Below are 25,316 nucleotides of genomic sequence, written 5' to 3'. Positions count from 1 at the left end.
CCTATTCCCCTATTCCCCTACTCCCCTACCTCGCATTTTCGGGGTTACATCAGTCAGAACTCTTCCCTATAAGGCCCTCCTAGCCTGATACCAGAATCGCGAGCACAACCGGCCGGGTCTTCCCGTCCCGGTTTTTTGTGCAAGCCGCCCGCCGAACGGACCTTTGACATGCCAAGACGCACTGACATCAAGTCGATCCTGATCATCGGGGCCGGCCCCATCGTCATCGGCCAGGCCTGCGAGTTCGACTATTCCGGCACGCAGGCGTGCAAGGCGCTGAAGGAGGAAGGCTTCCGCGTCATCCTGGTCAATTCCAACCCGGCCACCATCATGACCGATCCGGAACTGGCCGACGCCACCTATATCGAGCCGATCACGCCTGAAGTGGTCGCCAAGATCATCGCCAAGGAGCGGCCCGACGCGCTGCTGCCGACCATGGGCGGCCAGACCGCGCTCAACACCGCTTTGTCGCTGCGCCGCATGGGCGTGCTGGAGCGCTACAATGTCGAGATGATCGGCGCCGACGCCACAGCCATCGACAAGGCCGAGGACCGCGCGCTGTTTCGCGAGGCGATGAAGAAGATCGGCCTGGAAACGCCGAAGTCGATGCTGGCCAACGCCACCGACGTCAAGAACACCGACCGCAAGACGCATGAGGCAGAGCGCGCAGCGGTCAAGGCCGAAGCGCCGGCCGATCTCGATGCCGCGCTCGACGCGCTGGAAACCCGCTGGAACCTCGGCGAAGGCGACCGCAAGCAGCGCTACATCAGCCATGGCATGGCGATCGCCGCCCAGGCGCTCGACCATGTCGGCCTGCCGGCAATCATCCGCCCGTCCTTCACCATGGGCGGCACCGGCGGCGGCATCGCCTACAACCGCGCCGAATTCTACGAGATCGTCCAGTCCGGCCTCGACGCCTCGCCGACCACCGAAGTGCTGATCGAGGAGAGCGTGCTCGGCTGGAAGGAGTATGAGATGGAGGTTGTCCGCGACAGAGCGGACAATTGCATCATCGTCTGCTCGATCGAGAACATCGACCCGATGGGCGTGCATACGGGCGACTCGATCACCGTCGCCCCGGCGCTGACCTTGACCGACAAGGAGTATCAGATGATGCGCAACGCCTCGATCGCGGTGCTGCGCGAGATCGGCGTCGAGACCGGCGGCTCCAACGTGCAGTTCGCCGTCAACCCGGCCGACGGCCGCCTGGTGGTCATCGAGATGAACCCGCGCGTCTCGCGCTCGTCCGCTCTGGCCTCCAAGGCGACCGGTTTCCCGATCGCCAAGATCGCGGCAAAACTCGCCGTCGGTTACACGCTGGACGAGTTGGAGAACGACATCACCGGCGGCGCCACGCCCGCCTCCTTCGAGCCGTCGATCGATTACGTCGTCACCAAGATCCCGCGCTTTGCCTTCGAGAAATTCCCCGGCGCCGAGCCGGTGCTGACCACCGCCATGAAGTCGGTCGGCGAAGTCATGGCCATCGGCCGCACTTTTCAGGAATCGCTGCAGAAAGCCTTGCGCGGACTGGAAACCGGCCTGACGGGTCTCGACGAGATCGAGATCCCCGGCCTCGGTTATGGTGCGGCCAACCATGCCGACGACCGCAACGCCATCCGCGCCGCGCTGGGCACGCCGACGCCGGACCGGCTGCGCATGGTGGCCCAGGCGATCCGCATGGGCACTTCGCTGGAAGACGTGCACGCCATGTGCAAGATCGACCCGTGGTTCCTCGAACAGATCGCAGGCATCGTCGCCATGGAAGCCCGCATCCGCGAGCACGGCATTCCCGAGGATGCCGTCAACCTGCGCATGCTGAAGGCCATGGGTTTTTCGGACGCCCGCCTCGCGTCATTGACGAAAACAGACGTCGAAGTGATTGCGAAGATTCGCGAAAAGCTCGACGTTCATCCGGTTTATAAACGCATCGACACCTGCGCGGCCGAGTTCGCCTCGCCCACTGCCTACATGTATTCGACCTATGAAGTGCCGTTTGCCGGCGCGCTCGCAAACGAGGCGCAGGTCTCGTCGCGCAAGAAGGTCGTCATCCTCGGCGGCGGCCCCAACCGCATCGGCCAGGGCATCGAGTTCGACTATTGCTGCTGCCACGCCGCCTTTGCGCTGCGCGACGCAGGCTATGAAGCGATCATGATCAACTGCAACCCGGAGACGGTCTCGACCGACTACGACACATCGGACCGGCTCTATTTCGAGCCGCTGACGGCCGAAGACGTGCTGGAGATCCTGCGCGCCGAACAGGCCTCGGGCGAACTGGTCGGCGTCATCGTCCAGTTCGGCGGCCAGACGCCGCTGAAGCTCGCGGATGCGCTGGAGAAGGCCGGCATCCCGATCCTCGGCACCTCGCCCGACATGATCGATCTGGCCGAAGACCGCGACCGCTTCCAGAAGCTGCTGCACAAGCTCGGCCTCAGCCAGCCGAAGAACGGCATCGCCTATTCGGTCGAGCAGGCCCGCCTCGTCGCCGGCGAACTCGGCTTCCCGCTGGTGGTGCGCCCGTCCTATGTGCTGGGCGGCCGCGCCATGCAGATCATCCATGACGAGGGCATGCTGCAAACCTATTTGCTCGACACCGTGCCCGGCCTGGTGCCGGAGGACATCAAGCAGAAATACCCCAACGACAAGACCGGCCAGATCAATACTCTGCTGGGCAAGAACCCGCTGCTGTTCGACACCTATCTCTCCGGCGCCATCGAGGTCGATGTCGACTGCCTGTGCGACGGCAAGTCGACCTTCGTCTCCGGCATATTGGAGCACATCGAGGAGGCCGGCATCCATTCGGGCGACAGCGCCTGCTCGCTGCCGGTGCACTCGCTGCCTTCCGAGCTGGTCGACGAGCTGGAGCGCCAGACGGCAGCCCTTGCCCGCGCGCTCAATGTCGGCGGCTTGATGAACGTGCAGTATGCGATCAAGGACGGCATCGTCTATGTGCTGGAGGTCAACCCGCGCGCGTCACGCACCGTGCCCTTCGTCGCAAAAACCATCGGGCGTCCTATCGCGAAAATCGCTGCCCGCATCATGGCCGGCGAAAAGCTGGAAGACGCCTTCGCCCATTACGGCGCCATGCCTGATCCCCGCAACCCCGGCCACATCGCCGTCAAGGAAGCGGTGTTCCCCTTCGCCCGCTTCCCCGGCGTCGACATCCTGCTCGGCCCGGAAATGCGCTCGACCGGCGAGGTCATGGGCCTCGACCGCGACTTCGCGCTGGCCTTCGCCAAGAGCCAGCTCGGCGCCGGCGTCGACCTGCCCCGCTCCGGCACACTGTTCGTCTCCGTGCGCGACGAGGACAAGAAAGGCATCTTGCCGGCGGTCAAGCGCCTCGCCGGCCTCGGCTTCAAGGTGCTGGCCACCTCCGGCACCGCCCGCTTCCTCGCCGAAAACGGCGTTGTTGCCGAGAAAATCAACAAAGTGCTGGAAGGCCGCCCCCACATAGAAGACGCCATCCGCAACCGCCAGGTGCAGATCGTCTTCAACACGACTGATGGCCAGAAGGCGGTGTCGGACTCCAAATCGCTCCGCCGCGCGACGCTGATGCAGAAGGTGCCGTACTATACGACGCTATCGGGTGCGGCGGCGGTGGCCGAGGCGATTGCGGCGCTGAAGGCGGGGAGCCTGGAAGTCAGGCCGCTGCAGGAGTATTTTGCTTGAGGTGATTGGCTCCCTTCTCCCCGTTCAACGGGGAGAAGATGCCGGCAGGCAGATGAGGGGCAGCGCTGTTACTTAAGAGCGTAAATTGCCAGCCCCAAACCAACAATGCTCGCAATACTGGCAAAAAAGGCAACAAGCTTATTTTCAAGAACCCAGGAGACGCTAGTTCGGATGCGACCACCATGCATTTCCCAGCGCGTGGTATTAGTTTTAAGAGAGCGATCCTTAACCAACGTCGCAAGATTCGCTAGAATATCCACCTTGCGCAACGTGGACTGATGAAGCCCGCTAAAATTCCTCTGTTCAAATGCCGCTGCTTCCTGCGCTCCCGTCATAAAGTCCAAAGGTCGTACTTTATTCTTTTCAATTAAAGACTCCAATCGCGGATGCGCTATATACCCTTTCCCATATATATTTATGATGGTTCTTGACAAATCATGCTTTCGCTCGTCATCAACTACGATAGGTACACCGCCGAGAACTGTATATCGATGATCTATTGCCGCGAATCCATAATTCGCGTCCCGCATATTCCAATGCATAAAGTGACTGTTCCGGTATGATCCCACGAATGAGAAGAACGCATCCAGCATCAGGCGCTCTAATCGATCGTAATGCTGTTCGATCTCTCCAAACGCCACACCTTGGCGTTCAGCAATTTGATGAATAGAGAAAGAATGGGTCTGCGCGTCACTCAGCTTACGAACCGCAATGGATGTAACTCTCGGCGAACGCCCTTCGACTCGATCATAAAAACTTTCGCAAGAATAATGAATAACCCAGGTATTCTTTGAGTCTGAGAAAATAGCATCAATCTCTCGCCATGCCTCTTTCTGCCGAGTCGCGTCTGGGGCGGTCATTGAATACCAAATCGGTTAGGGATCATTGATTTGCGACAATCGGATTTATGGGATATTGCTTATTGGCCTCTAGACGGGCAAGAGGGCCGCTGGACATCGGCTTTGGACGCCGAGCCAGCGGCTCCCGTGGTCTCAGCTGGGCTGAGAAAATCTCCCATTTGGACTGGGAAATTATTCTGTAGACGCCATCGCACGTATCACATTGGCAATTTTGTTCGCTTCCGCAGGCGTCAAGTCATAAGGAAGCCCCTGTATCTGGACTACCAGTTCTGGTCTTATAGGAATCGGCAAGATCGAGACCGACGCAGGTGGTGGACTAGAAACGCTAGCTATCGGGCGAGATACAGATCGATCAGCGGCATCAATCTCGCCTTGCCCAACTCTCGGGCGTTCGGTCACCTTTCGTCCGCTTGACTGCACCGAAGGTCGGAAAGTCATTGGGTTGTTTTGGTAGTTTTTGAAATCTTCAATTGCAGCTTTCAGGCGCCCTCTGTAGACATTCAGGCTCTCAGGTTTATATTTTGAGCCTGCAAGATTGGCATATCTCACAAAGAGCTGATCAATATCAATAATCGTGACATCTTCGGCTTCATTGCCGTCCAGAATGCTTAGAACGCTATTTGCCGCCGCTTTACGAGCGCTAGCCGTAGCCTTGTTCATCAAGCCCTTCTTGGCAAGATAGTCGAGGAACTCAAGCAGCGCTTCGCGAGATCGTTTTCCGTCCATGTGATGCCGTCCTTTGGATTACAGATATCACGATTCGGACGGCATGCAATAGATACCCTGTCTAATAGACGAATTCTTTGTCTATTAGACATATATTTTTCTGGCTCTGATATGGCAGACAGACGGGAGTCCTTAACCCTCTTTCCGCTAAGGTGTTGAAATCGCATTCTCTTTCATATGACTGACGTCACGCTTGGCCTTGGCGCCCGTTTGGCATTTGTTCGAATTGTCCAGAGAGCGTTCCCGTCTCCCCGGGAGCCAAGCCCCTCACGCCACCGCCACACACTCAATCTCGATATCAAACTCCATCGGCCAGGACGCCACCGGCACAAAACTCCGCGCCGGCGGGTTCGTCGAAAAATACTTCGCATAAACCCGGTTAATCGCGTTGTAGAAGCCGGAATTGACGGCGTAGATGCGCACCATCACGACATTGTCCAGCGAGGTGCCGGCCGCTTCCAGGCAGTGTTTCAGCGCCTTCAGCGACGCCTCGGTCTGCGTTTCGATGTCGCCGCGCACCATCTCGCCGGTCACCATGTCCACCGGCGGCGTCGCCGAGATGAACACGAAGCCGTTGGCCCTCACCGCTGTCGAGCAGGGAAGGCCGAGCGCCCGCACCTTGTCCGACATGACCGGCACTTCGATGATTTCTTTCTTCATGGTGGTTCTCCCTGAGTATGCAGCAGGCTGCCGCGTTAGCGCTAAAGAAGAGCCCCCTAACCTTCCCCCCAAGGGCAGGGCTATCGCATGTGGATTCTTGCGAAGAAGGACCCCCACCCTAACCCTCCCCACAAGGGGGAGGGAACGCTGCCCCGTGCCTTTAAATTCTTCTTTGGCGCCGAAAGACAGACGATTTGCCTAGGTCAGCGCCAACGGAAGTCTCCCTCCCCCTTGTGGGGAGGGGTTAGGGGTGGGGGTCCTCTTCGCAAAAAAACTGTAGGTGACAACCCAGGTGCTTCAGGGAGCTTATCCCTGCACTGGCGGAACGCCAGTGCAGGCGCTCGCTCTAATCAGAGAAAACCGATGAACCGTCCGGCGAAAAGCACGGAAGTCCACAGCAGCATCGAAAGCACGGCCAAAGCAGTCCCACCCGCCGGCTCGCCGCGGCCTGTGGCGCGGCGCAAGCGCGTGAAGACGAGAAAGTTGACGCCGGCGAGAAGGATGAGTGCCATCTTGGCGAGGAAGATCAGCATCGCCGCATAGGTGCTCGCCTTGACCGAAAACAGCAGCGAGCCTGTGACGAGCGCGCCCGCGAACGCACCCAAAGCAATGCGGCGCAGCAGCGCGACGAACGCCGCTTGCGGCAGCGAACGGAAGGCGCCGCAGATCCTGAGATCCATGAGAACGACGCTGGTCAGCAGCGCGCCGATCGACATGATGTGGAGCGCATTGACCACGGGGTAGGCAACGAAGGAGGCCTTCAGCCACCGCGCCAACGCAAGGTGCTCGATGCCGGCGAGGAGCTCGGCCATTCAAGCAGGCGGCACGCGGTCGGGATAGACATCATATGTCTTGCCGCCGACGACTACGCGGACTGCTTTCATGCGCTTTTCGCTCGCCTCGACCGAGCGATTGCCGATCGCAGTCACCTCGTCGCCGACCTTGGCCACCTCCTCGGTGAAGCCGGCGGCGATGGTGCGGGAGGGCGGCGCCATCTCCACCCGCCAAGCCTCGCCCTCGACATCGACATCCAGCGTGGCGTGCGGATTGCCGATATAGATGGCCGTGATCTTGCCCTTGAGTTCGAAAAACCCGTCCTGCGTCCACGACCAGCCATGATGGGCATAGGCCGCGGTGCCGGCGGCAAGGATCACGGCCGCCGTCAGCAAGACGCCGCGAATTCCGTTGAACTGCATCGCTCGTCTCCTCGGTTCATCCAGAGGCATTCGAGAGTAGGACACGGCACGGCAAGGTCAAATCACATCGGGCGAAACGCCGGTACCGCCAGGCGCCCGCTCAATCACCGGCGTGAACGATCCGGCCTTGCTAATGACATCCATGCACGCCACTCTCGCCTTCCCTGCCCGCTCTTCCCTTGGGCTGAAGACCGGACTCACATCGAACGAGGCAAACCATGAGCAGCATGAGAGACCGTCAGGAAGGCTTCGAGAAGAAGTTCGCGATGGACGAGGAAACGAAGTTCAGGGCCATGGCGCGCCGCAACAAGCTGCTCGGCCTGTGGGCCGCCGAACAGCTCGGCAAATCCGGTGCGGACGCCGACGCCTATGCGAAGGAGGTCGTGCACGCGGATTTCGAAGAGGCCGGCGACAACGATGTGTTCCGCAAGGTCCGCGCTGATTTCGACGCGGCAGGTATCGCCCACTCGGATGCCCAGATACGCACCGCCATGGAAGACCTGCTGGTGACCGCGGTCGAGCAGATCAGGTCGACCTGAGCAGCGCTCAATGGTGCTTGGTTTGCCAACCAGGCGCTCTACGGCGCCGCCCTCTGTCCTGCCGGACATCTCCCCACAGGTGGGGAGATTGGCAGCTTCGGCGCCGGCTTTTTCCTTGCAGCGTTGGAAAATTGGCAGAGGCCGTGGTGACAGCCAATCTCCCCCCTTGTGGGGGTTGAGGAGTGGTCCGCGAAGCGATGGGAAGCCAATTGCTTGGCTTTCCAAATAACGAACATCCGGCAGGACAGAGGGGGGGCGCCGTAGAGGACAGACCTTAAACCGCCGCCTAACCCTGATGCGCGGCCGCCAGTTCCTTCACGTGTTTTTCGTGCATCTGCAGCGTCGGCAGCGTCTTCTTGGCGAATTCCTTCATCGCAGGGTCGTCGCCGGATTGCGCATAGCCGCTGAACAGCGCGACGGCTTCCTTGTGCGCGTTGGTCTGCATTTCGATGTATTTCGCCTGGAACTGATCGCCGCTGGCGCTCTTCAGCTCATCGAGCATCTTCTGCTCCTTTGGCTGCAGGGCCGGACCGGACGGCGCTGTGGCCGAGGTTGTCTGGCCCTGGGCAAGCGCCGCCTTGAATTCCTCGCCGGCCTTGGTGTGATCGGAGATCATCTGTTTGGCGAACGCCTTGACGTCGGCGTCGGTCGCCTTCTGCTCGGCGAGCTTGCTGGACTCGATCTCGAACTCATTGGCGCTCGGCACCGTCTTGATGAAGGTCGAAGTGTCGACCTTCGTCGTCGTGGCGAGCGGCGTGGTCGTGGCGGTCGTGTTCGACTGGGCAAAGGCCGGCGCGCCGGCAAGCAATGCTGCTGCGGTCAGGATGGTAAGCGTTTTCATGGCATGTCTCCGGTTGGAATTGTCCCTCGGACAACCCAACGTCGCTTGGGCACTCCGGTTGCAGCTCATGAGGAAGAAGCCTGCGCATGTCGCCTCAATCGCCCCACCGATCCGTGCCGGGCTCGAACCCTCGCCGATGCCCTCGTTCGAGCCAGCCATGGGACTCATGTTCCGAAAACTGAAACGCGGCGGCTGACCAGAGCTGCCTTTCAGTGGCAACACGCCTCGCCATATTGCAACTGCTCGTTCCAGTTCGGGCGGCCTTCAGGCGTGAAATCCATCAGGTTCCACAGCGTTTCGCAGGTGCCAAGGCCGCGTGGGTCCTGGCCCGGCTCCGTCGGTGCGAAATCCAGTTCCGAGCTCCAGAAATGGCGTATGCCGTCGCCGTCGCGGTGGAACACCGACAGCAGCGGGATCTGTGCGCCGTCGGCCGCCTCCGCATTGTAGTCGCGCTTGAAGCTGTTGGAAGCCGAAGACACCAGCCGCATGTTGCGCCAGCCCCGGTCGCGGCCGAGCGTGACCAGGTTTTCGAGCGCGGTCTTGCCCACCACCGCGAAATTGAAGCCAGCGGCCTGGAGATGCCCGACGGCGCCGTCGAACTGATCGAGCAATGCCGTGCAGGACGGACATGGCTGGTCCGGTCGGGCAAGCTTCGCCGTGCCGCCGCTGGTCGCCACATCGCGCTTCTCCTGCGGGTGGCGCGGGAACATCATGTTGTAAAGGATGAGCGAGTCCTTGCCCGGCGCGAACAGCTCCGACAGTCTTGTCTTTGCGGGCTTGCCCTGGGCATCCAGTGCGTCGAATTCATAGTCCTGGCGGATCAGCCCGCCCGGCGGCAGCGCGCGCCGGGCCTCGGCGACCTCTTCCATGACGCGGCGCAGCTCGATTTCCTTGCGCAGCAGTTTTTCGCGGGCGGTGCGGTATTTCGCGGATTCGTTGGGAAAGGTGATCATGATCGGCTCCTTCAAGTCGCGGCGCCGGCGTCCCGGCGCGGTTGCTCTGCGACCCAAGGACGTTTGGCGGCGATCGGTCCCGACATTTATTGCGCATGGTGAGATGTCGTAATACCTGTTCGGGCAGCGTGATCCGGGGAACAATATGCACGACGACGAGATCGATCTGCGCTGCCCGCAAGTGGTGGCCGACAATGCCGCCAAGGGCCTCAGGCTGCGCGGAGAATTCGGCCGCGGCGGCACCGAGATCGGCGTCGCCCGCGCCACCGAGCTGAAGAACCGGGAAAAGCTCGCGCCCTCCACCATCCGCCGCATGGTCAGCTATTTCGCCCGCCACGAGATCGACAAGCGCGGCAGGAACTACGGCAATGAGCAAAACCCTTCGGCCGGTTACATTGCCTGGCTGCTGTGGGGCGGCGACGAAGGCCGCGCCTGGGCGCTGGAGCTCAAGAAGAAGATCGGCAACGCACCGGACATCTGAGCGTTTCGCCCCCTCACCCCTTGACCCCGCCGGCGGTGAGGCCGGAGACGATCTTGCGCTGGAAGATCAGCACCAGCACCACCAGCGGCACCGTGACGATCACCGAGGCCGCCATGATGTTGCCCCAAGGGATCTCGAACTGCGAGTTGCCGGAGAGCAGCGCGATCGCTACCGGCACGGTCCGCTGTGCGTTGTTGGAGGTGAAGGTCAGGGCAAACAGGAACTCGTTCCACGCGCCGATGAAAGCCAGCAGGCCGGTGGTCGCCAGCGCCGGCCACATCAGCGGCAGGAAGACCCGCGTGATGATGATCCACGGCGTCGCGCCGTCTAGGATCGCCGCCTCCTCGACCTCGACCGGCAGGTCGCGGACGAAGGTGGTGAGCACCCAGACGGTGAACGGCAAGGTGAAGATCATGTAGGAGAAGATCAGCGCGAACAGCGAATTGTAGAGGCCGAACAGGCGGACCAGTTCGAACAGCCCAGCCAGCAGCGCCACCTGCGGGAACATCGACACCGACAGGATGATGAACAGCAGGGCCGAGCGACCGCGAAAGCGAATGCGCGCCAGCGCATAGGCTGATGTGACGCCGAGCAACAGCGAAAGCGCAACCACCGCGCCGGAGACGAACAGCGAGTTCAGCAAGTTGCGCACGAAGCTGCCCTCGGTCAGCACATTCCGGTAGTTGGCAAGGCTGATCGTTGTCGGCCACAGATCGGCCCGAAACAGATCGGTCCCCGATTTCAGGCTGGTGACGATGGCGTAGTAGAACGGGAACACCGCGACGAAGACGATGACCGCGACCAGCAGGTAAAAGGCCGTGCGCTTCACGATCCACATGTCAGCGGCCTCCGTCCAGGCTTATCCGGCCGATCCGGATGGTGACGATGGTGAGCAGAGCGAGGATCAGGAAAAGCAAGGTCGAGGCGGCAGAGCCATAGGCGAACTTGTCGAACTCGAACAGGTTTTCGCGGGCGAACACCGACATCGACTTGGTGTGCACATTGTTGGGCGTCAGCACATAGATCAGGTCGAAGATGCGCAGCGCATCGAGCGCGCGGAAGATCACGGCCACCATCAGGGCCGGGCGGATCAGCGGCAAGGTCACCCGCCAGAAGATCTGCCAGGGGTTGGCGCCGTCGAGCCTGGCGACCTCGGTGATCTCCCTCGGCAGCATCTGCAGCGCGGCCAGGATGAGCAGCGTCATGAATGGTGTCGCCTTCCAGATATCGACGATAAGGACGGCCGCCATCGCCGTGTCGGCGTCGGCCGTCCAGGCGATCTTGGTGCTGATCAGGCCGAGATTGAGCAGCACGACATTGATGATGCCGAACTGGTCGTTGAGCATCCATTGCCACATCTTCGCCGAGACGATCGTCGGGATCGCCCAGGGGATCAGGATCGCTGCCCTGACGATGCCGCGGCCGGCGAATTCCGCGTTGAGAACCAGGGCAACGATGGTGCCGAGGATGGTCTCGCAGGTCACCGAAATCACTGTGAAACGAACCGTGTTCCAGACGGCACGCCACCAGACCGGATCGATGAGCAACCCGTCATAGAGGGTCCGGCCGCTCGGCATGTGCAGCACCGAGAAATAATTGCCGAAGCCGATCCATTGGCGCGCATCGAGATCGGCCAGCGAGGCATCGGTGAAGCTGAAATAGACCGTGCGGGCAAGCGGCCAGCCGGCCGCCGCGGCGAGGACCAGAAGCATCGGCGCCAGGAAAAGCCACGCCGAGCGAACGCGCTGCGCCGTCAACTGCGAGTGCGCGGCCCCGGCTGTTTCCGGTTCCATTCCTGTCATTTCGCTCCCGCTCGTTGCGGTCCCGCCGGGCGGGTGCCCCGGCATCGTCGCGTCACCAGCCTCGGCCCTTCAGCTTGGTCAGCATCGCTTCGAGGTCGGCCAGATTGTCGGCGGCGGTGCCGTCGCCCGAGAGCGTGTTGTGCACGGCGTTCCAGAACTGGCTCGACGCCTCGTTGTATTTGATCCTGATCGCGGCCGAGGGGCGCGGCACCGCATCGAGAAAGATCCGCTTCCAGCGCGGAACGATCGGCTGTTGCCTGGCGATGTCGGCATCGTCATACAGCGCCTGGATGGTCGGCAGGTTGGACGTCTTCAGCGTGCGGTATTTCTGCATCGCGGGCGAGGCGATGAACTTGATCAGCTCGATCGCGGCATCCGGATGCTTCGAATATTTGGAGACGGCGAGATTCCAGCCGCCCAGGGTCGCGACCGGTCGGGCGCCCTCGCCCGTGCCGGCCGGCAGCGGCGCCACGTCGAATTTGCCCTTGATCGGCGAGCCCTCGCCGTTGCCGAGCGCGTAGGCATAGGGCCAGTTGCGCATGAACACCGCATTGCCTGTCTGCCAGACACCGCGCGATTCCTCTTCCTGGTAGGCGAGCACGCCGGGCGGCGCGATGGTCCCGACCCAGCCCTTGACCATGTCGAGAACCGCCGCCGCTTGGCTGTTGTTGACGGAGATGGTGCCGTCCGACTCGATAATCTGGCCGCCGCCATTCGACATCACCCATTCGAGCGCGTCGCAGGTCAGCCCCTCATAGGCGTTGCCCTGGAAGACGAAGCCCCAGATATCCCGATTGCCAGCCGCACGCTCCTTGTCCATGACCAGCTTGGCGGTGTCGGCCAGTTCCTTCCAGGTGGCCGGCACCTTGGCGCCATATTTGTCGAGGAGATTCTTGCGGTAGTAGAGCGCCGGCGCATCGGTAAAGATCGGCAAGGCGACGAGCTTGCCGTCGACGGTCTGCGACTGGATGATCGACGGGAAATGCTCAGCCACGATATCCTTGGTCGCTGCGGTCAAATCCACGAGCTGGCTGGCGAGTTGCGGCGCCCAGATCACATCCGTCTGGTAGACGTCGATGTCGCTGTTTCCGGCGGCAAGCCAAAGCCGGTACTGGCCGAACTGGTCGGTCCCGGACGCCGGCATGACGACGATGCCGACCTTGTTGCCGCTGTCTTTCTCGTAACGGTCGAGGATCTCGCGCAGCACCTTGATGCCATCGCCGGTATCGCCCGACACGATCGACAGATCGACGGCCCATGCTGGCGTGCCGGCGAGCATGGCAGCGATGCCGACCGCAAGGAATGCGTGAGAAAACGTCATGGTGGTGGATGTCCCTCCGCAGCCGGTGACGGAAAATCCTCCCACGCGCCGGCAGCTTGTCAGGCCCTCACCTCCCATTAAATGCGAAGCGGCGCTTTTGGGTTCCCAAATCATGCCGTTCCTGCTTGGGCGACATGCATCAGGGTGTGTTGAGATTCAGGTCAGGCAACTATGGGTGCTTCGGCCGGCGAAGGCCGGAAGCGCAGGGAACCGTCGCTTGCAGGCCGGCATCATCTGAATATCCGCACACCTAGCCTTCCCAGGCGACAGGCATCATCCCCAGCCGCTCATAGAGCCGGACGGCGGCGGGATTCTCGACCGTGTTGGTCTTGAGGTCGACATGATCGGCGCCGCGTTCGCGAAAAACGGCGAAGACGTGCCACATCAGCGCTTCGGCAACACCCCTGCCGCGCGCCTCGGGATGAACGGCGAGGTCCTTGACGAAGCCGCGGGTCCAGCACAACGCCGCCGCCGCCAGCCGGCCCTTGACGTCGATGACGAGGAAGCACAGCGCCGGGTCGAATTCGGGATCGTCCGCGATACGCGGCCACCACTCGTCGAACGGACCATCGGCGTCGTCATCGAACACTTCAGTCAAAAGCGCATGCAGGGCGGGCGCGTCACCGGGCTCGAAGCTGCGCATGACAAAACCCTCCGGCCAGTGCGGCGGAACCAGCGTCTCGTCGAGGATTTTGCACAGCCGGATGTCATTCAGAGCCGGCGGGCGCGGTTCAGGCATTGCGCTCAGGCGTCGGGCTGCAGGCGGCGGCGCTGGCGGTCGCGGCCAAGGCCGGTCGCCTCGAGCAGGCCCTTGCGCTTGGCGTCGTAATAATAGCCGGTTTGATAGAGCCAGTCGGCCTTCTTGGCGTTGCCGCCGGCCACCAGCCAGGCGCCGCGCAGATATTTCACCGCGTATTTCAGATTGGTATCGGCGTCGAACAGGCCCTTGGCCGGCCCGTCATAGCCCATGCCGCGCGCCGTCGCGTGTTTGATCTGCATCAGTCCCCAATGGCCGTTGTTGTAGGCTTTTGGGTTGAAGGTGCTCTCGCGGTTGACGACATGGCGCACCAGATCCACCGGCACCTGATAGATCGCCGCATATTTCTCGATCAGCCGCTCGACATCGCCACGCACGCCCGTCGCGTGTTCTTCTTGCACGGGCCCTGCCGGGAACTGGACCAGGGCCGCCGGGTTCTGCGGCACGACATAGGCGACCTGCTGGACGCCCGGCATGCGATCGCCCTTGGCGGTTGCCGGTATGACGAGCCCCGCGGTCGTATAGGTCTCGGCCGCCTTGACCGGCTCGCTCGCCTTTGCCGGCGGCGGCGCCTGCCAGGCATTGGCGGTCATCACCGCGGGCACGGCTGGTGCCGCCGGTGTCGATCCGGCAAAAGCGGCGGTCGCGGCAGCCGGCTGTGCGGCGGGATCGAGCGGCAGTTCGGCCGTCTGAGCGGGGGCGATTCCCGATGATTCCGGCAGCACCGAAACCGTCTCCGGCAGAGGCACGGTGAAGCCGGCGTCAGTGCCGGCGACGGTCGCTGTTTCGGTGAGAGCAGGCGCGGACTTCATCTGCGAGGTCGACGTGCAGCCGCTGATGCCGGCGGCGGCCAGGATCACGCCGATCGCGATAAGGTTGAGTTTTGCTGGCAAGCCGCGCTCGGGTCCGGTTTGTCGGGTTGTTAAGAAATCCCTTACACCAGCGATTCAGGCCGGGCAATCGGGGCGATCAGGTGGTTTTCGGGTGGCGAGACGCAGGCGGTGGTGCCATATTGTTCCGGATATGTACTGGGACGAATCCCGGATTTCGCCACTTTGCGGGAAGGAGCGCATCATGGTCACGACAGCTTCGATCACGGCCGGCCACGCAGTGTTAGAAACAGTGATCGGTTTCATGGGCATTGCCTGGAGCGAAAAGGGCCTGATCCGGCTCTGCCTGCCCGAACGCAGCCGCGAAGCGGTGGAGCGGCGCCTGCTGCGCCATGGCGGCGTTTCCACCTCCACGGCGCAGCCGCCATGGGTGGTCGAGCTGATCGCAGCGATCAAGGCCTATGCGGCGGGCGAGGACATCGATTTCTCCGCCGTGCCGGTCGATCTCGACGGCGTCGACGATTTCCGCCTCGCCATTTACGACGCGGCGCGAAAACTCTCCTTCGGCGAAACCACCACCTATGGTGAGCTGGCCAAAACCGCCGGCCATGCCGGGCTCGCCCGCGAAACCGGGGCCGCCCTTGGCGCCAATCCGGTGCCGCTGGTCATCCCTTGCCATCGCATCCTTGCCGCCGGCGGCAAGATCGGCGGCTTCTCGGCGCCCGGCGGATCGATCACCAAGGAGAAGATGCTGGCCATGGAAGGCGTGCGCGTCGGCCCGCTGCCACCGGCGCAGGTGTCGTTCGGGTTTTGAACGGCGGCCGGTGCTGGCAGTAAGCCGGGATCAGTACATCGATCGCCTGTTGACCGGGTTGGCGGGCACCGGCTTCCAACGCGGAAAATATCCACGATGACCGTCTCTGGCGTGTCAGCCGTTTTCGGCTGAACGACCTGGGGCATGACAAGATCGCCTTGGGCGATCACCCGCTTGAAGTCGACCGCCTGTTTCGGCCAATGGGCAACTCCCATCTTTTCCAGAAGCTGCCTGACCGAGTCGCGACCGTCCGTCATCGTCGGGTTTAAGTTGCAGCATGGATGTCTCCCTGGTTGCGTCGGTGTCAGGTCAGTGCGCGCGCGACGAGGACCGTATCGACATACTGCCGCATGCGGATGATCTTGCCGTCCCGCAGTTCGTAGAGATGAGCGAAGGGGGCCGTCATGGATTTTCCCGTCGCCTTGTATGTACCGGAATACACGCCGAAGGCCGCCACCCGGTCGCCATCGGCAATGAAACTGTGCACGGCGGCGTGGTATCCGGTCCACTCCGAGCCGAGCCGCTTGAAAACACCCTGCATCAGGGCCTCGACGCCGATATAGGTGCCGGCATAGGGAAACCCTTCCGCCTCGGTCCATTCGATGTCGGCGGAAAGAACGGCCAGCAGATTGCGGCCGTTCTCCTCGGAAGTTCCCTCGTAGGTTCTACGGATCAAATCGAGGTTCGTCGCCATCTCAGCCCCACTTCATCTCGCCCTTGGCGACCTTGGATCCGACATCGAGGGCGACGCCCATACCGAGGCCGGGGAAGCGGGCCTCCATGGCCGCCTTCAACGCGGCGCTGTCTGCCGCCTTGCCCAGTTCTTCCTCGAAGGTGATGAGATAGGACTTGGTGAACTCCACCGCCGAAGGACCGATCGCGGCATCGGGGGCCATGTGGCCAGGCACCACGACAGCGGGCTTGCGGGCGGCAATCGCGTCCAGCGTCTTGATCCAAGCGGCGCGGCTCTCCCTGGTCTGCGTGTCGGCGGTCCAGACATGAACGCCCGAGAAGATCATCACTCCGCCGAAAACGGCATTGAGCGACGGCACGAACAGATAGCGGCGGTTGGCCAATCCTTCTTCCGCATTGACGATCTCGACAGTCTCGCCATCGACGGTCAGCGTTGCGCCGTCGAATGCCTCGGGGAAGACGATGTCGGACAGCGCCTGCGGGCCATTTTCCTTCAATTGCGGACCCCAGACGGCGAGCTTCTTCTCCACATTGCCCTTGATGGCTTCCAGCGTGGCGGAGGCGGCGATCACTTTCGCCTCCGGGAAGGCGTCCCGCACCGGCTTCAGGCCGAAGTAGTAATCGGGATCGGACTGAGTGACGTAGATGGTGGTCAGCTTCTTGCCGCTGGCCTTGATGGCATCGGCGAGCGCTTTGCCGTCCGGATAGGTGAAGCCGCCATCGATCAACAGGGCTTCGCTCGGCCCCGACAGCAGCACCGGCGCACGGAAGAAGCCGTTTGGACCCGCCGGGAAGTGTTTCCAGCCAAGCTTGGCGCCGGCGGCTCGGCCGCTGTCGATGGGAGCGAAAGCGGCGGTTGCGCCGAGGGCCAATGAGGTCTTCATGATCTGTCTCCTCGTGAACATGGAATATCTCCGTTGAATGAAAGGGATCGGATGCGGCTGCGCACCCGCCGGCCGCAGGACGGACGGTGGAACGGCACGGTAGGCTCTTTGGATTAATCAATAAATTGGCTATAATAATACAAACTGTATGTTGAAAGCTTACAATGAGCCTTCGTGGTGGAATCGATAAACCTCAATCGCCTCGCCTATTTTGCCACGGTGGTCGACGCGGGTTCCTTCACCCGCGCGGCCGAGCGGCTCGGCATCACGAAAACAGTTGTCAGCCAACAGGTCGCGCGCCTTGAGGCTGAGCTGCGAACCACGCTTCTCGTGCGCACGACGCGAAGGGTCGAGCCGACGGAAGCAGGCCGTCTTCTGCATGCACGCTGCGTTCTGATCCTGCGGGATGTCGAAGAAGCGATCGCCGAGGTTGGCGAGGCCAACGCCGAGGTGGCCGGTGTGCTGCGTGTTTCCGCGTCCAATGATTATGGCGCGATCGTGCTGGCCCCGATCGCCGCCCGCTTTCGCCAGAAATTTCCTGCCTGCGGCGTCGAACTGCTCATTTCCGATGCCATAATTGACTTGATCGACAACAAGATAGACCTGTCCATCCGGGTCGGCTGGCTGGAGGACTCCAGCCAGCAGGCGCGCCGCATCGGCACCTTCCGGCAAATCCTGGTCGCGTCGCGGGATTTCGCCGCCGGGATCAGAGTAGACAAGCCAGAAGACCTTTCTTCCTTACCGCTCGTTGCCAATGCCGTGCTTCGCAAGCCGTTCACCTGGAACTTCACCCGAGGCGGTTTCGAGCCGCGCACCATCACCCTGCGCGAGGCATTCTCCATCAACTCGACGCCGGCTGTGCTGGAAGCGACGCTCGCCGGGGGCGGACTGGCAGTTCTGCCGGACTATCTGGTCGTCGACCACCTATCGCAAGGCCGCCTCGTCCACGTGCTCCCCGACTGGGTGCTGCCCTCCGGCGGCATTCACGTGGTCTATCCGGCAGCGCGCTTTCGCCCGCAAAAGGTGACGCAATTTGTGTCCATGCTCACAGAACACATCCGGGATTGAGAGCAATGGCTGCCGGTCGATAAGCGCTAGTTGTTGTGGAAGAACCGCCGGCGGAAATGCCGGTCATTGTCCGGCCGCTTACAGTTGTAGACCGGGCAGGACTTTGTGTCGGCGCTCGGCACGTAGGCCCGTGTCCTCACCTCGCCCATGCTGCAGAATCGCTGGCTCTGTACATAGCGGTCGTAGAGCGGCAGCCCAGGCACCCGCTTCGACTGATAGCGCAGGATGACGGCCCCTTGCCGGGCGATCGTCCCCTGAACCTTGCCGCAGCTCATACGCGTCGGGTCGTAGCGCGAGATCGCCTGCGCCTGAGCGGCGACAAGCGTGAGGCAGGCGGCAAGCAGAATGATTTTCATGGTCGTCTCCCCTGATCCGCCGCTCGAGAACAGCGTGATCTGCCGCAACGTTTTCAGCAGATTGGGGCAGCCGTTGGGCAGCGCTCGATCACGGCTTTCTCACGCAGTCTTGTATTTTATGCGAAACCAGCCTATATGCCTTCCATTGATATTTCGGCCGATCGATCCGGGCCTCGCGATCTTCGCGTTTGCTGACGTCTATCTCCAAAATCTCGATGCACACCGGCTGGACTTCGGTCCGGTCAATCTAAAGCAAATGTTGAAGGACTATCTAAAATGGCAACAGGAACGGTCAAGTGGTTCAACGCCACCAAGGGCTTCGGCTTCATTCAGCCTGACGCGGGCGGCGCGGACGTTTTCGTCCATATCTCCGCTGTCGAGCGTGCTGGACTGTCGACCCTGGTCGAAGGCCAGAAGATCAACTTCGAGATCGAGCAGGACCGCCGCACTGGCAAGTCGTCCGCGGGATCTCTGAGCAAGGCAGCCTGATTTTGCGAAGTGCGCGCGCCGGGCGAGAGCTCGGGGCGCGCGGCAAGTCACGGATGTACTGACAGTCGCGCGAGAAGCGCGCTGGAGCGGAAAGACCCGACAAGCTGGATCAGCAGATAGCTGTCAGCCCGGACCCGACGCTCCCGATCAGGCTACCAAGCATGGAAGGCGGGATTTATCCCGCCTTTTTGCTGTCTGGAGATCGGCGCCGCAGGCGATACGACCACCGGCGTTACTTACTCCACCCAATCGATCGGCACATGCCCCGGATCGGCCTCTACCCGGCCAAGCCAGGCCGCCACCGCCGGATAGGCGTCGAGCTGGAAACCACCCTGCTCCGCCGTATGCGTATAGGCATACAGCGCGATGTCGGCGACGCTGAGCGTGCTGCCGGAAAAGAAAGCATTGTTTTCCAGATGCCTGTTCATCACGCCGAGCGCCTTGTTGCCGCGCTCCAGCGTCACCGCCAGCCGCTCCGGGGTCGCATCCCCGGCACGTTCGGGGAAGGTCAGCAGCGCCTTGCGCACGGCAATGTAGGGCTCGTGGCTGTATTGTTCGAAGAACAGCCATTGATAGGCGAGCCCACGCTCATACCTGTCCGCCGGCAGGAAGCGTGTGCCTTCGGCGAGATAGAGCAGGATGGCGTTGGATTCGGCCAGCCGCCGGCCATCGTCGAACTCGAGCAGCGGCACCATGGCGTTCGGGTTCTTGGCGACAAAATCGGCTTTGCGTGTGTCGCCTGTGTGCGAACTCACTCCGACATTGGTAAAGGCAAGGCCAAGCTTGGCCATCAGCAGGCGCGGCTTGTAGCAATTGCCGCTGTCGATCATGCCGTAGAGTATCATGGCTGTTCTCCGGAGCACTGTCTCCGCGCGATTATCGCAGCGGCGGCGGCCTCAACCAATGATTTGTTTTGGTACGACGATCAGCGCCGCTGATGCAAAGCGTCCAAGGACGCTCACGGCACCAATTGTCGGCATGCCCTAGCCAAAGAGGGGCACGACCTTGCTGTCCCGGCCCAGCAGCGCATCGATGACCAGCGGCTTTTCCTCGAATACCGTGCCGGCAAGCGCGGGACGGGCGAGGAGAAAACCCTGCAGCAGGTCGACGCCGCCTTCGAGCGCGACGCGCAGATGGGTGGGCTGCTCGATGCCTTCGACCAGCACCTTGGCGCCGCGGTCATGCAGGCTGGAAACCAGCGGGCGGAAGAACCGTTCGGCGGCAGCGTGGCGGCAGAACTCCGCGAACCAGGTGCCGTCGATCTTGACGATGTCGGGCTTGAGCAGGCTCACCCGCTCCTCGGTCGAGTGCCCGGTGCCGAAATCGTCGATGGCGATGCGCATGCCGTCGCGCCGCATTTCGCGCACCAGCCGCGTGAGAAGCGCATCGTCGGCCGCCTGTTCGGTGATTTCGCAGACCAGCATGGCCGACGCCAGGCCGAACTCGCCGAGATGCCTGGTCATCAGGCGAATTTCGGCCAGTGCCCGCCCGGCATGGTCGTTGATCAACGGGTTGTAGTTGAAGAACAGGTCGAGGCCGTCGACGCCGATGTTGCGGAAATTCCTGAGATGCAGCGCCCGGCACATGGTTTCCACAAACAGCCGGTCCGAGACGGCAACGCTTTCAAAGAATACCTTCGGCGCGCCGGGGCGGCCGGCACGGTGCGGCTCGATCAGGGCTTCGGCCGCGACCGCGTGAAGGAACCGGCCGCGCGGCGCGAAAATCGGCTGGTAGGCGCTGCGCAGCCGGAACTCGCCATATATGCCGTATTCGATGCCGACTTCGTCGACCTGGATCGCATCGCCGACATTGCGCCGCCGATCATCTCTCATGTCGCCACACGGCGCCCGAAGGCCTTGACCGGCCGCGCCGAAGGCGTTGCCACGGCAGGAACCGTGTCGACGGCAGCAGCGACAGGCGCCTGCCTGGCCTTGTCGAAGACGCCAAAGCTGGTCGGCGCCAATTCGGGCCGCGCCAGCACGAAACCCTGCACCATCGACGCACCCGATTTCTCGGCGAGCTCCAGTTGCCAGCCCTCCTCGATGCCTTCGAACACCGTATGGATGCCTTGCTCCTCGAAGTTCTTCACCATGGCGGTCAGCAACGCAAAGCCGGCACCGGACTCCATCAGCTGCGTGATCCAGTAGGCATCGAACTTGACGATATCCGGCTTCAACTCCTTGACCCGATTGATGTCGGAATCGTCGGCGCCATAATCGTCGACGGCGATGCGAAAACCGTTGGCCCTCAGTGCCGCGACGAAGCCGTGCAAGGCTTCCTGCGACGCCGACCGCTGCTCGGTCACCTCGCAGACGACGCGACGCGGGTCGATGCCGGCCTCGTGCAGCACGAGCCGCATGTCGCGCAAGGCAGCGTCGGCAACAGTGCGTTCGGTGAACACCGACGGGTCGAAATTGACGAAGATCGACGCTTCCCGCGGCAGGCAGGCACCGGCGTTGAGAAGATGCAGCGTCCTGGTCAGCGCCTCGATATGCAGCCGGTCGGCGGCCGGACAGGTCGAGAAGAAATTCATCGGCGATTGTGGCTCGCCGTCGCGGAACGGTCGGATCAGCCCTTCGAACGCGACCACCGACAGCTTGCCTTCCTTGAAGGCGAAGATCGGCTGGAAGGCGCTTTGCAGCGTGTAGATGCCCCAGACACCGGTGGAGGTGCCGTCGTCCTGAGGGATGATGTGGGCAAGCCCGACGCTGCGCGACACGGTTCCTCGCTCCGCAATTGGTCTGCGATCCTGCCACTCAAGCCTCTACCGCTCGTTAATGAATTTATTGTTGCCGACCGGGTCCCGATCACGGCTCCTTGAGACCTGGATCAGCCGACAATGCTTGCGTTGCGCGAAATCATGCGACATGAGAAGCGCCGCGGTCGCTCCTGGCCGCGCCGATCTTCCATGGAGACGTCAAGCTCATGGCCTTTCTTGCCGACACCCTTTCCCGCGTGAAGCCTTCCGCCACCATCGCGGTGACGCAGAAAGCGCGCGAGCTGAAAAATGCCGGCCGTGACATTATCGGGCTTGGCGCCGGCGAACCGGATTTCGACACGCCAGACAACATCAAGAATGCGGCGATTGAGGCAATCCACCGTGGCGAAACCAAGTATCCGCCGGTTTCGGGCATCGTGCCGCTGCGCGAGGCGATCGCAAAAAAGTTCAAGCGCGAGAACAATCTCGACTACAAGCCCGAGCAGACCATAGTCGGCACCGGCGGCAAGCAGATCCTGTTCAACGCCTTCATGGCGACGCTGAACCCCGGCGACGAGGTCATCATTCCTCGCCCCTACTGGGTCAGCTACCCCGAGATGGTGGCGATCTGCGGCGGCACCTCCGTGTTTGCCGACACCTCGATCGACGATGGCTTCAAGCTGACCGCTTCCGTGCTGGAAAAGGCGATCACGCCGAAGACCAAATGGCTGCTGATGAACTCGCCGTCGAACCCGTCCGGCGCTGCCTATACCGAGGCCGAACTGCGCGCACTGGCCGACGTGCTGTTGAGGCATCCGCATGTCTGGACGCTGACCGACGACATGTACGAGCACCTGACCTATGGCGATTTCGTCTTCAAAACCATCGCCGAGGTCGAGCCTAAGCTCTACGAGCGCACGCTGACCATGAACGGCGTGTCGAAAGCCTATGCAATGACCGGCTGGCGCATCGGTTATGCGGCGGGTCCGGTTCAACTGATCAAGGCGATGGACATGATCCAGGGTCAGCAGACATCGGGCGCCTGCACCATTGCGCAATGGGCATCCGTCGAGGCGCTGAATGGCCCGCAGGATTTCATCGCCAAAAACAAGGCGATCTTTCAAGGCAGGCGCGACCTTGTCGTGTCGATGCTCAACCAGGCACGCGGCATCACCTGTCCGTCGCCGGAAGGCGCCTTCTATGTCTATCCCTCCTGCGCCCAGCTGATCGGCAAGAAGACCAAAGCTGGCAGGCTGATCGACACCGACGAGACCTTCTGCTCGGAACTGCTCGAAGCCGAGGGCGTCGCGGTGGTGTTCGGCTCGGCCTTCGGCCTTGGGCCCAACTTCCGCATCTCCTACGCGACCTCGGAGAGGCTTCTGGAAGAAGCCTGCACACGCATCCAGCGTTTTACGGCTTCGCTGACCTGACCGACGCACTATGAACGCGAAAAACCCCGAAGGTTGTATCCAACTTTCGGGGGTCAGTTCATCACCGCCGTTTTTAATGGGTCGTCAGCCTCACGCCTCGTGCTTGGTCTCTTTGGCAGAGCGCGCCTCGGCCGGCGCCAACACGGCAACCAGCAGTGCGGCGGTGAGGAACGCGCCGATCGCTGCCGTCAGCATCGCGGCGTGGAAGCCGCCGGCATAGGCGGCAGCATAGAGTTCATGCACGCCGCTTTCGCCCATCGCCGCATCGGTTGCGAAATCATGCCGCGAAATTGCAGCACGAGCCACCGCTTCCGCGTCGGCGACACCGGCGTCGCCGAGATACCCGGTCAAAAGGTTGGTCGCCCGCATGCTCATCAAGGCGCCGAGCAAGGCGATGCCGATGGCAAGACCGCTCTGGCGGGTGGCATTGATGACCGCCGACACCATGCCCGAGCGTTCGCGCGGCGCATAGGACATGGCGGCAGCGCTGCCGGTCGGGATTGCAAGCGCATTGCCGAGGCCGCCAATGGCGAACAGAAGGCACAGCATCGCATAGGGCGTCGAAGGACCGGCCCAGCACATGCCGAGCATGGACAGGCCGATAGCAACATAGCCGATGGTCATCAGCGCGGAGTGACCATAGCGCGCGCTCAGCCTGCCGATCCATGGCGACACCACGATCTGAACGATGAAGGCCGGCGCCATGCGCAGGCCGGTCTGCGTCGGCGACCAGCCCTGCACCTGCTGCAGGAACATCGAGAAGAAGAAGACGCTGGAATAGGAGGTGAAGCCGAGCGCGAACGAAGCGACATTGGCGACGGCGAAGCGAACGTCACGGAACAGGCCAAGCGGCAGCATCGGCCGTGCCGTGCGCGCCTCGAAGCCGAGGAAAGCAGCCAGGCCGACGACGCCGGCGATGAGCGCCGCGACCGTCCTTGGCTCGCCCCAGCCATTCTCGCCGGCCGAGATCAGGCCAAAGGTCAGCGCCCCCAGCCACAGGATGCTGAGAGCCAGGCCGACGAGATCGAGATGGGCATGTTCGGGATGCGCCGTCTCGTTGATCGAAGCAGCACCGAGCGCGATCGTGATCAAGCCAAGCGGCAGGTTGATCAGGAAGATGCTTTGCCAGCCGACGGTCTCGACCAGGATGCCACCGAGGACGGGACCAACGAGCAGGGAGATGGCGGCGAACGACGCCCAGCCGCCAATGACGCCGGCGCGCTGGCGCGCATCGGGAAAGGCCTGCGTCAGGATCGACAGCGCGCCCGGAATGAGCAGCGAGCCGGCGATGCCCTGTACGACCCGGCCGGCCAGCAGCACCGGCAGATTGGGCGCGACGGCGCAGATCAGCGAGCCGGCCACGAAGATGCCGACGCCGGCCAGCCACGAGCGCTTGCGGCCGTAGCGGTCGCCGATCAGGCCCGACGACAGCATGAAGGCGGACAGGCACAGCGTGTAGGCGTCGACCACCCATTGCAGGCCGCCGAAATCGGTCCGCAGCGCCTGCTGGATGGTCGGCAGCGCGACATTGACGATGCTGACGTCGAGCAGAGCCACGAACGAACCAAGATAGACAGCGGCGACCAGGGGCAAACGGTGCTTTGACATGGCTACGTCCGGACGTGAGTTTCGCAATCATCACTGACCGACGGTCAGTTGAACGGGCGGCATGGCGCTGTCGATCCGGCGATTGAGCATGGCCTGCGCCACGATACGGGACTCGCCGCGAGTCGCCCTCTTCTAAAAATGTACGGCTGGAAGAGAAGCCGGCTTCCTGCGGACTGAGCATTCAGCCGCCATATTGTTCCGATGTCACCCCCTCCAGCCAATCGACATGGACATCGTCGAGCGCCTCCTGCATCGCGATATGCGTCATCGCCGATTTCGGCGCCGCGCCATGCCAGTGTTTTTCGCCAGGCGCGAACGAGATGACGTCGCCGGCCCTGATCTCCTGGACCGGGCCGCCCCACGTCTGGGCAAGCCCGGCGCCCACCGTCACGTAAAGCGTCTGGCCAAGCGGATGCGTATGCCAGTGGGTGCGCGCGCCCGGTTCGAAGCTGACCAGCGTGGCCCGCAGCCGCGCCGGCGCCTCTTTCTCGATGATCGGCGTCTGCAGCACCCGGCCGGTAAAGTATTTTTCCGGTGCGATGACGGTCGGCACGCTGCCGCAGGCAATGATCTTCATGGGTCGATGGTCCTTCAAACAGCGGGCGACGGATCGCCTGTTTTCAGTTTCGGCCGATATCGGTCGA

General features: G+C 62.3%; 27 protein-coding genes. 7 read left to right on the top strand and 20 right to left on the bottom strand.

Features of this window, described 5'->3' with window-relative positions; all coding sequences use genetic code 11:
- Positions 1–168 precede the first annotated feature (168 nt).
- Positions 169–3,666, top strand: coding sequence for a carbamoyl-phosphate synthase large subunit (gene carB / locus EOA19_RS13025; RefSeq protein ID WP_128303833.1), 3,498 nt, complete (start codon positions 169–171; stop codon positions 3,664–3,666).
- Positions 3,667–3,734: 68 nt separating this feature from the next.
- On the opposite strand, the gene EOA19_RS13020 is transcribed toward carB, so the two are convergent.
- The 5 genes from EOA19_RS13020 to EOA19_RS13000 all read right to left on the bottom strand — a co-directional run bounded on the left by EOA19_RS13020 (position 3,735) and on the right by EOA19_RS13000 (position 7,108).
- A complete protein-coding gene (locus tag EOA19_RS13020) occupies positions 3,735–4,526 on the bottom strand; it encodes a hypothetical protein (RefSeq protein WP_128303832.1) in 792 nt (263 codons plus the stop codon).
- A 171-nt stretch (positions 4,527–4,697) separates the two neighbouring features.
- Positions 4,698–5,252, bottom strand: a complete 555-nt coding sequence (locus EOA19_RS13015) for a hypothetical protein (RefSeq protein WP_128303831.1) — start codon at positions 5,250–5,252, stop codon at positions 4,698–4,700.
- 267 nt (positions 5,253–5,519) lie between these two features.
- Complete coding sequence (locus EOA19_RS13010) at positions 5,520–5,912, bottom strand: RidA family protein (RefSeq protein ID WP_128303830.1); 393 nt, start codon at positions 5,910–5,912, stop codon at positions 5,520–5,522.
- A gap of 350 nt (positions 5,913–6,262) precedes the next feature.
- Positions 6,263–6,724, bottom strand: a complete 462-nt coding sequence (locus tag EOA19_RS13005; protein ID WP_128303829.1) for a hypothetical protein — start codon at positions 6,722–6,724, stop codon at positions 6,263–6,265.
- Entirely contained in the window at positions 6,725–7,108 is a 384-nt protein-coding gene (locus EOA19_RS13000) for a DUF6152 family protein (protein ID WP_128303828.1), read from the bottom strand.
- 218 nt (positions 7,109–7,326) lie between these two features.
- Here EOA19_RS13000 and EOA19_RS12995 point away from each other — a divergent pair, with 218 nt between their 5' ends.
- Positions 7,327–7,647: a DUF1476 domain-containing protein gene (locus tag EOA19_RS12995; protein ID WP_128303827.1), complete on the top strand. Its 321-nt coding sequence runs from the start codon at positions 7,327–7,329 to the stop codon at positions 7,645–7,647.
- A 286-nt stretch (positions 7,648–7,933) separates the two neighbouring features.
- On the opposite strand, the gene EOA19_RS12990 is transcribed toward EOA19_RS12995, so the two are convergent.
- A complete protein-coding gene (locus EOA19_RS12990) occupies positions 7,934–8,488 on the bottom strand; it encodes a DUF4142 domain-containing protein (RefSeq protein WP_128303826.1) in 555 nt (184 codons plus the stop codon).
- 209 nt (positions 8,489–8,697) lie between these two features.
- A complete protein-coding gene (locus tag EOA19_RS12985; RefSeq protein WP_164892915.1) occupies positions 8,698–9,441 on the bottom strand; it encodes a DUF899 family protein in 744 nt (247 codons plus the stop codon).
- 145 nt (positions 9,442–9,586) lie between these two features.
- Between EOA19_RS12985 and EOA19_RS12980 the strand changes: the two genes are divergently transcribed.
- Entirely contained in the window at positions 9,587–9,922 is a 336-nt protein-coding gene (locus EOA19_RS12980) for a hypothetical protein (protein WP_023809714.1), read from the top strand.
- Positions 9,923–9,935: 13 nt separating this feature from the next.
- Here EOA19_RS12980 and EOA19_RS12975 read toward each other — a convergent pair whose 3' ends face one another.
- The 5 genes from EOA19_RS12975 to EOA19_RS12955 form a co-directional block, all read right to left on the bottom strand.
- Complete coding sequence (locus tag EOA19_RS12975) at positions 9,936–10,760, bottom strand: carbohydrate ABC transporter permease (RefSeq protein WP_128303824.1); 825 nt, start codon at positions 10,758–10,760, stop codon at positions 9,936–9,938.
- Between the two features lies 1 nt (position 10,761).
- Complete coding sequence (locus tag EOA19_RS12970; protein WP_245486149.1) at positions 10,762–11,715, bottom strand: sugar ABC transporter permease; 954 nt, start codon at positions 11,713–11,715, stop codon at positions 10,762–10,764.
- A gap of 61 nt (positions 11,716–11,776) precedes the next feature.
- Complete coding sequence (locus EOA19_RS12965) at positions 11,777–13,045, bottom strand: ABC transporter substrate-binding protein (protein ID WP_128303822.1); 1,269 nt, start codon at positions 13,043–13,045, stop codon at positions 11,777–11,779.
- 250 nt (positions 13,046–13,295) lie between these two features.
- Positions 13,296–13,784 (bottom strand): GNAT family N-acetyltransferase, encoded by a 489-nt coding sequence (locus EOA19_RS12960; RefSeq protein WP_128303821.1) that lies wholly within the window; start codon positions 13,782–13,784, stop codon positions 13,296–13,298.
- Positions 13,785–13,789: 5 nt separating this feature from the next.
- A complete protein-coding gene (locus tag EOA19_RS12955; RefSeq protein WP_023809719.1) occupies positions 13,790–14,695 on the bottom strand; it encodes a lytic transglycosylase domain-containing protein in 906 nt (301 codons plus the stop codon).
- Positions 14,696–14,876: 181 nt separating this feature from the next.
- On the opposite strand from EOA19_RS12955, the gene EOA19_RS12950 reads away from it, so the two are divergent.
- Positions 14,877–15,446, top strand: a complete 570-nt coding sequence (locus EOA19_RS12950) for a methylated-DNA--[protein]-cysteine S-methyltransferase (protein ID WP_023809720.1) — start codon at positions 14,877–14,879, stop codon at positions 15,444–15,446.
- Positions 15,447–15,750: 304 nt separating this feature from the next.
- Here the strand turns inward: EOA19_RS12950 and EOA19_RS12940 are convergent, their stop codons facing one another.
- The gene (locus EOA19_RS12940; protein WP_128303820.1) at positions 15,751–16,140 is read right to left on the bottom strand and encodes a nuclear transport factor 2 family protein; all 390 of its coding nucleotides are present in this window, start codon (positions 16,138–16,140) and stop codon (positions 15,751–15,753) included.
- 1 nt (position 16,141) lies between these two features.
- Positions 16,142–17,044 carry an MBL fold metallo-hydrolase gene (locus EOA19_RS12935; protein ID WP_023809722.1) on the bottom strand — a complete coding sequence of 301 codons (903 nt, stop codon included), beginning with the start codon at positions 17,042–17,044 and terminating at the stop codon, positions 16,142–16,144.
- A gap of 156 nt (positions 17,045–17,200) precedes the next feature.
- On the opposite strand from EOA19_RS12935, the gene EOA19_RS12930 reads away from it, so the two are divergent.
- Positions 17,201–18,091, top strand: coding sequence for a LysR family transcriptional regulator (locus EOA19_RS12930; protein WP_164892914.1), 891 nt, complete (start codon positions 17,201–17,203; stop codon positions 18,089–18,091).
- Positions 18,092–18,117: 26 nt separating this feature from the next.
- Here EOA19_RS12930 and EOA19_RS12925 read toward each other — a convergent pair whose 3' ends face one another.
- A complete protein-coding gene (locus tag EOA19_RS12925; protein WP_023809723.1) occupies positions 18,118–18,447 on the bottom strand; it encodes a hypothetical protein in 330 nt (109 codons plus the stop codon).
- Between the two features lie 276 nt (positions 18,448–18,723).
- Here EOA19_RS12925 and EOA19_RS12920 point away from each other — a divergent pair, with 276 nt between their 5' ends.
- A complete protein-coding gene (locus EOA19_RS12920) occupies positions 18,724–18,936 on the top strand; it encodes a cold-shock protein (protein ID WP_010910991.1) in 213 nt (70 codons plus the stop codon).
- Positions 18,937–19,172: 236 nt separating this feature from the next.
- Here the strand turns inward: EOA19_RS12920 and EOA19_RS12915 are convergent, their stop codons facing one another.
- The 3 genes from EOA19_RS12915 to EOA19_RS12905 all read right to left on the bottom strand — a co-directional run bounded on the left by EOA19_RS12915 (position 19,173) and on the right by EOA19_RS12905 (position 21,655).
- Positions 19,173–19,781 (bottom strand): glutathione S-transferase family protein, encoded by a 609-nt coding sequence (locus tag EOA19_RS12915; RefSeq protein ID WP_128303818.1) that lies wholly within the window; start codon positions 19,779–19,781, stop codon positions 19,173–19,175.
- A gap of 138 nt (positions 19,782–19,919) precedes the next feature.
- Positions 19,920–20,768: an EAL domain-containing protein gene (locus EOA19_RS12910; protein WP_128303817.1), complete on the bottom strand. Its 849-nt coding sequence runs from the start codon at positions 20,766–20,768 to the stop codon at positions 19,920–19,922.
- Entirely contained in the window at positions 20,765–21,655 is an 891-nt protein-coding gene (locus EOA19_RS12905; RefSeq protein ID WP_128303816.1) for an EAL domain-containing protein, read from the bottom strand. The genes EOA19_RS12910 and EOA19_RS12905 overlap by 4 nt, the downstream gene beginning before the upstream one ends.
- A 206-nt stretch (positions 21,656–21,861) precedes the next feature.
- On the opposite strand from EOA19_RS12905, the gene EOA19_RS12900 reads away from it, so the two are divergent.
- Positions 21,862–23,064, top strand: a complete 1,203-nt coding sequence (locus tag EOA19_RS12900) for a pyridoxal phosphate-dependent aminotransferase (protein WP_128303815.1) — start codon at positions 21,862–21,864, stop codon at positions 23,062–23,064.
- 90 nt (positions 23,065–23,154) lie between these two features.
- Here EOA19_RS12900 and EOA19_RS12895 read toward each other — a convergent pair whose 3' ends face one another.
- Together EOA19_RS12895 and EOA19_RS12890 are read right to left on the bottom strand one after the other, a co-directional pair.
- Entirely contained in the window at positions 23,155–24,672 is a 1,518-nt protein-coding gene (locus EOA19_RS12895) for an MFS transporter (RefSeq protein WP_128303814.1), read from the bottom strand.
- Between the two features lie 181 nt (positions 24,673–24,853).
- Positions 24,854–25,249: a cupin domain-containing protein gene (locus EOA19_RS12890; RefSeq protein WP_128303813.1), complete on the bottom strand. Its 396-nt coding sequence runs from the start codon at positions 25,247–25,249 to the stop codon at positions 24,854–24,856.
- Positions 25,250–25,316 lie beyond the last annotated feature (67 nt).

This window comes from Mesorhizobium sp. M7A.F.Ca.US.010.02.1.1 (genome assembly GCF_004023085.1).
Taxonomy (GTDB): domain Bacteria; phylum Pseudomonadota; class Alphaproteobacteria; order Rhizobiales; family Rhizobiaceae; genus Mesorhizobium.
Note: the sequence above shows the minus strand (reverse complement) of the source record. Positions and strands in the feature narration are given on the sequence as shown.

Bases quoted from the DNA above. Each gene is read 5' to 3' on its own strand.
- carB (WP_128303833.1), top strand. From the start codon at position 169: ATGCCAAGACGCACTGACATCAAGTCGATCCTGATCATCGGGGCCGGC.
- EOA19_RS13020 (WP_128303832.1), bottom strand. From the start codon at position 4,526: ATGACCGCCCCAGACGCGACTCGGCAGAAAGAGGCATGGCGAGAGATT.
- EOA19_RS13015 (WP_128303831.1), bottom strand. From the start codon at position 5,252: ATGGACGGAAAACGATCTCGCGAAGCGCTGCTTGAGTTCCTCGACTAT.
- EOA19_RS13010 (WP_128303830.1), bottom strand. From the start codon at position 5,912: ATGAAGAAAGAAATCATCGAAGTGCCGGTCATGTCGGACAAGGTGCGG.
- EOA19_RS13005 (WP_128303829.1), bottom strand. From the start codon at position 6,724: ATGGCCGAGCTCCTCGCCGGCATCGAGCACCTTGCGTTGGCGCGGTGG.
- EOA19_RS13000 (WP_128303828.1), bottom strand. From the start codon at position 7,108: ATGCAGTTCAACGGAATTCGCGGCGTCTTGCTGACGGCGGCCGTGATC.
- EOA19_RS12995 (WP_128303827.1), top strand. From the start codon at position 7,327: ATGAGCAGCATGAGAGACCGTCAGGAAGGCTTCGAGAAGAAGTTCGCG.
- EOA19_RS12990 (WP_128303826.1), bottom strand. From the start codon at position 8,488: ATGAAAACGCTTACCATCCTGACCGCAGCAGCATTGCTTGCCGGCGCG.
- EOA19_RS12985 (WP_164892915.1), bottom strand. From the start codon at position 9,441: ATGATCACCTTTCCCAACGAATCCGCGAAATACCGCACCGCCCGCGAA.
- EOA19_RS12980 (WP_023809714.1), top strand. From the start codon at position 9,587: ATGCACGACGACGAGATCGATCTGCGCTGCCCGCAAGTGGTGGCCGAC.
- EOA19_RS12975 (WP_128303824.1), bottom strand. From the start codon at position 10,760: ATGTGGATCGTGAAGCGCACGGCCTTTTACCTGCTGGTCGCGGTCATC.
- EOA19_RS12970 (WP_245486149.1), bottom strand. From the start codon at position 11,715: ATGGAACCGGAAACAGCCGGGGCCGCGCACTCGCAGTTGACGGCGCAG.
- EOA19_RS12965 (WP_128303822.1), bottom strand. From the start codon at position 13,045: ATGACGTTTTCTCACGCATTCCTTGCGGTCGGCATCGCTGCCATGCTC.
- EOA19_RS12960 (WP_128303821.1), bottom strand. From the start codon at position 13,784: ATGCCTGAACCGCGCCCGCCGGCTCTGAATGACATCCGGCTGTGCAAA.
- EOA19_RS12950 (WP_023809720.1), top strand. From the start codon at position 14,877: ATGGTCACGACAGCTTCGATCACGGCCGGCCACGCAGTGTTAGAAACA.
- EOA19_RS12940 (WP_128303820.1), bottom strand. From the start codon at position 16,140: ATGGCGACGAACCTCGATTTGATCCGTAGAACCTACGAGGGAACTTCC.
- EOA19_RS12935 (WP_023809722.1), bottom strand. From the start codon at position 17,044: ATGTTCACGAGGAGACAGATCATGAAGACCTCATTGGCCCTCGGCGCA.
- EOA19_RS12925 (WP_023809723.1), bottom strand. From the start codon at position 18,447: ATGAAAATCATTCTGCTTGCCGCCTGCCTCACGCTTGTCGCCGCTCAG.
- EOA19_RS12920 (WP_010910991.1), top strand. From the start codon at position 18,724: ATGGCAACAGGAACGGTCAAGTGGTTCAACGCCACCAAGGGCTTCGGC.
- EOA19_RS12915 (WP_128303818.1), bottom strand. From the start codon at position 19,781: ATGATACTCTACGGCATGATCGACAGCGGCAATTGCTACAAGCCGCGC.
- EOA19_RS12910 (WP_128303817.1), bottom strand. From the start codon at position 20,768: ATGAGAGATGATCGGCGGCGCAATGTCGGCGATGCGATCCAGGTCGAC.
- EOA19_RS12900 (WP_128303815.1), top strand. From the start codon at position 21,862: ATGGCCTTTCTTGCCGACACCCTTTCCCGCGTGAAGCCTTCCGCCACC.
- EOA19_RS12895 (WP_128303814.1), bottom strand. From the start codon at position 24,672: ATGTCAAAGCACCGTTTGCCCCTGGTCGCCGCTGTCTATCTTGGTTCG.
- EOA19_RS12890 (WP_128303813.1), bottom strand. From the start codon at position 25,249: ATGAAGATCATTGCCTGCGGCAGCGTGCCGACCGTCATCGCACCGGAA.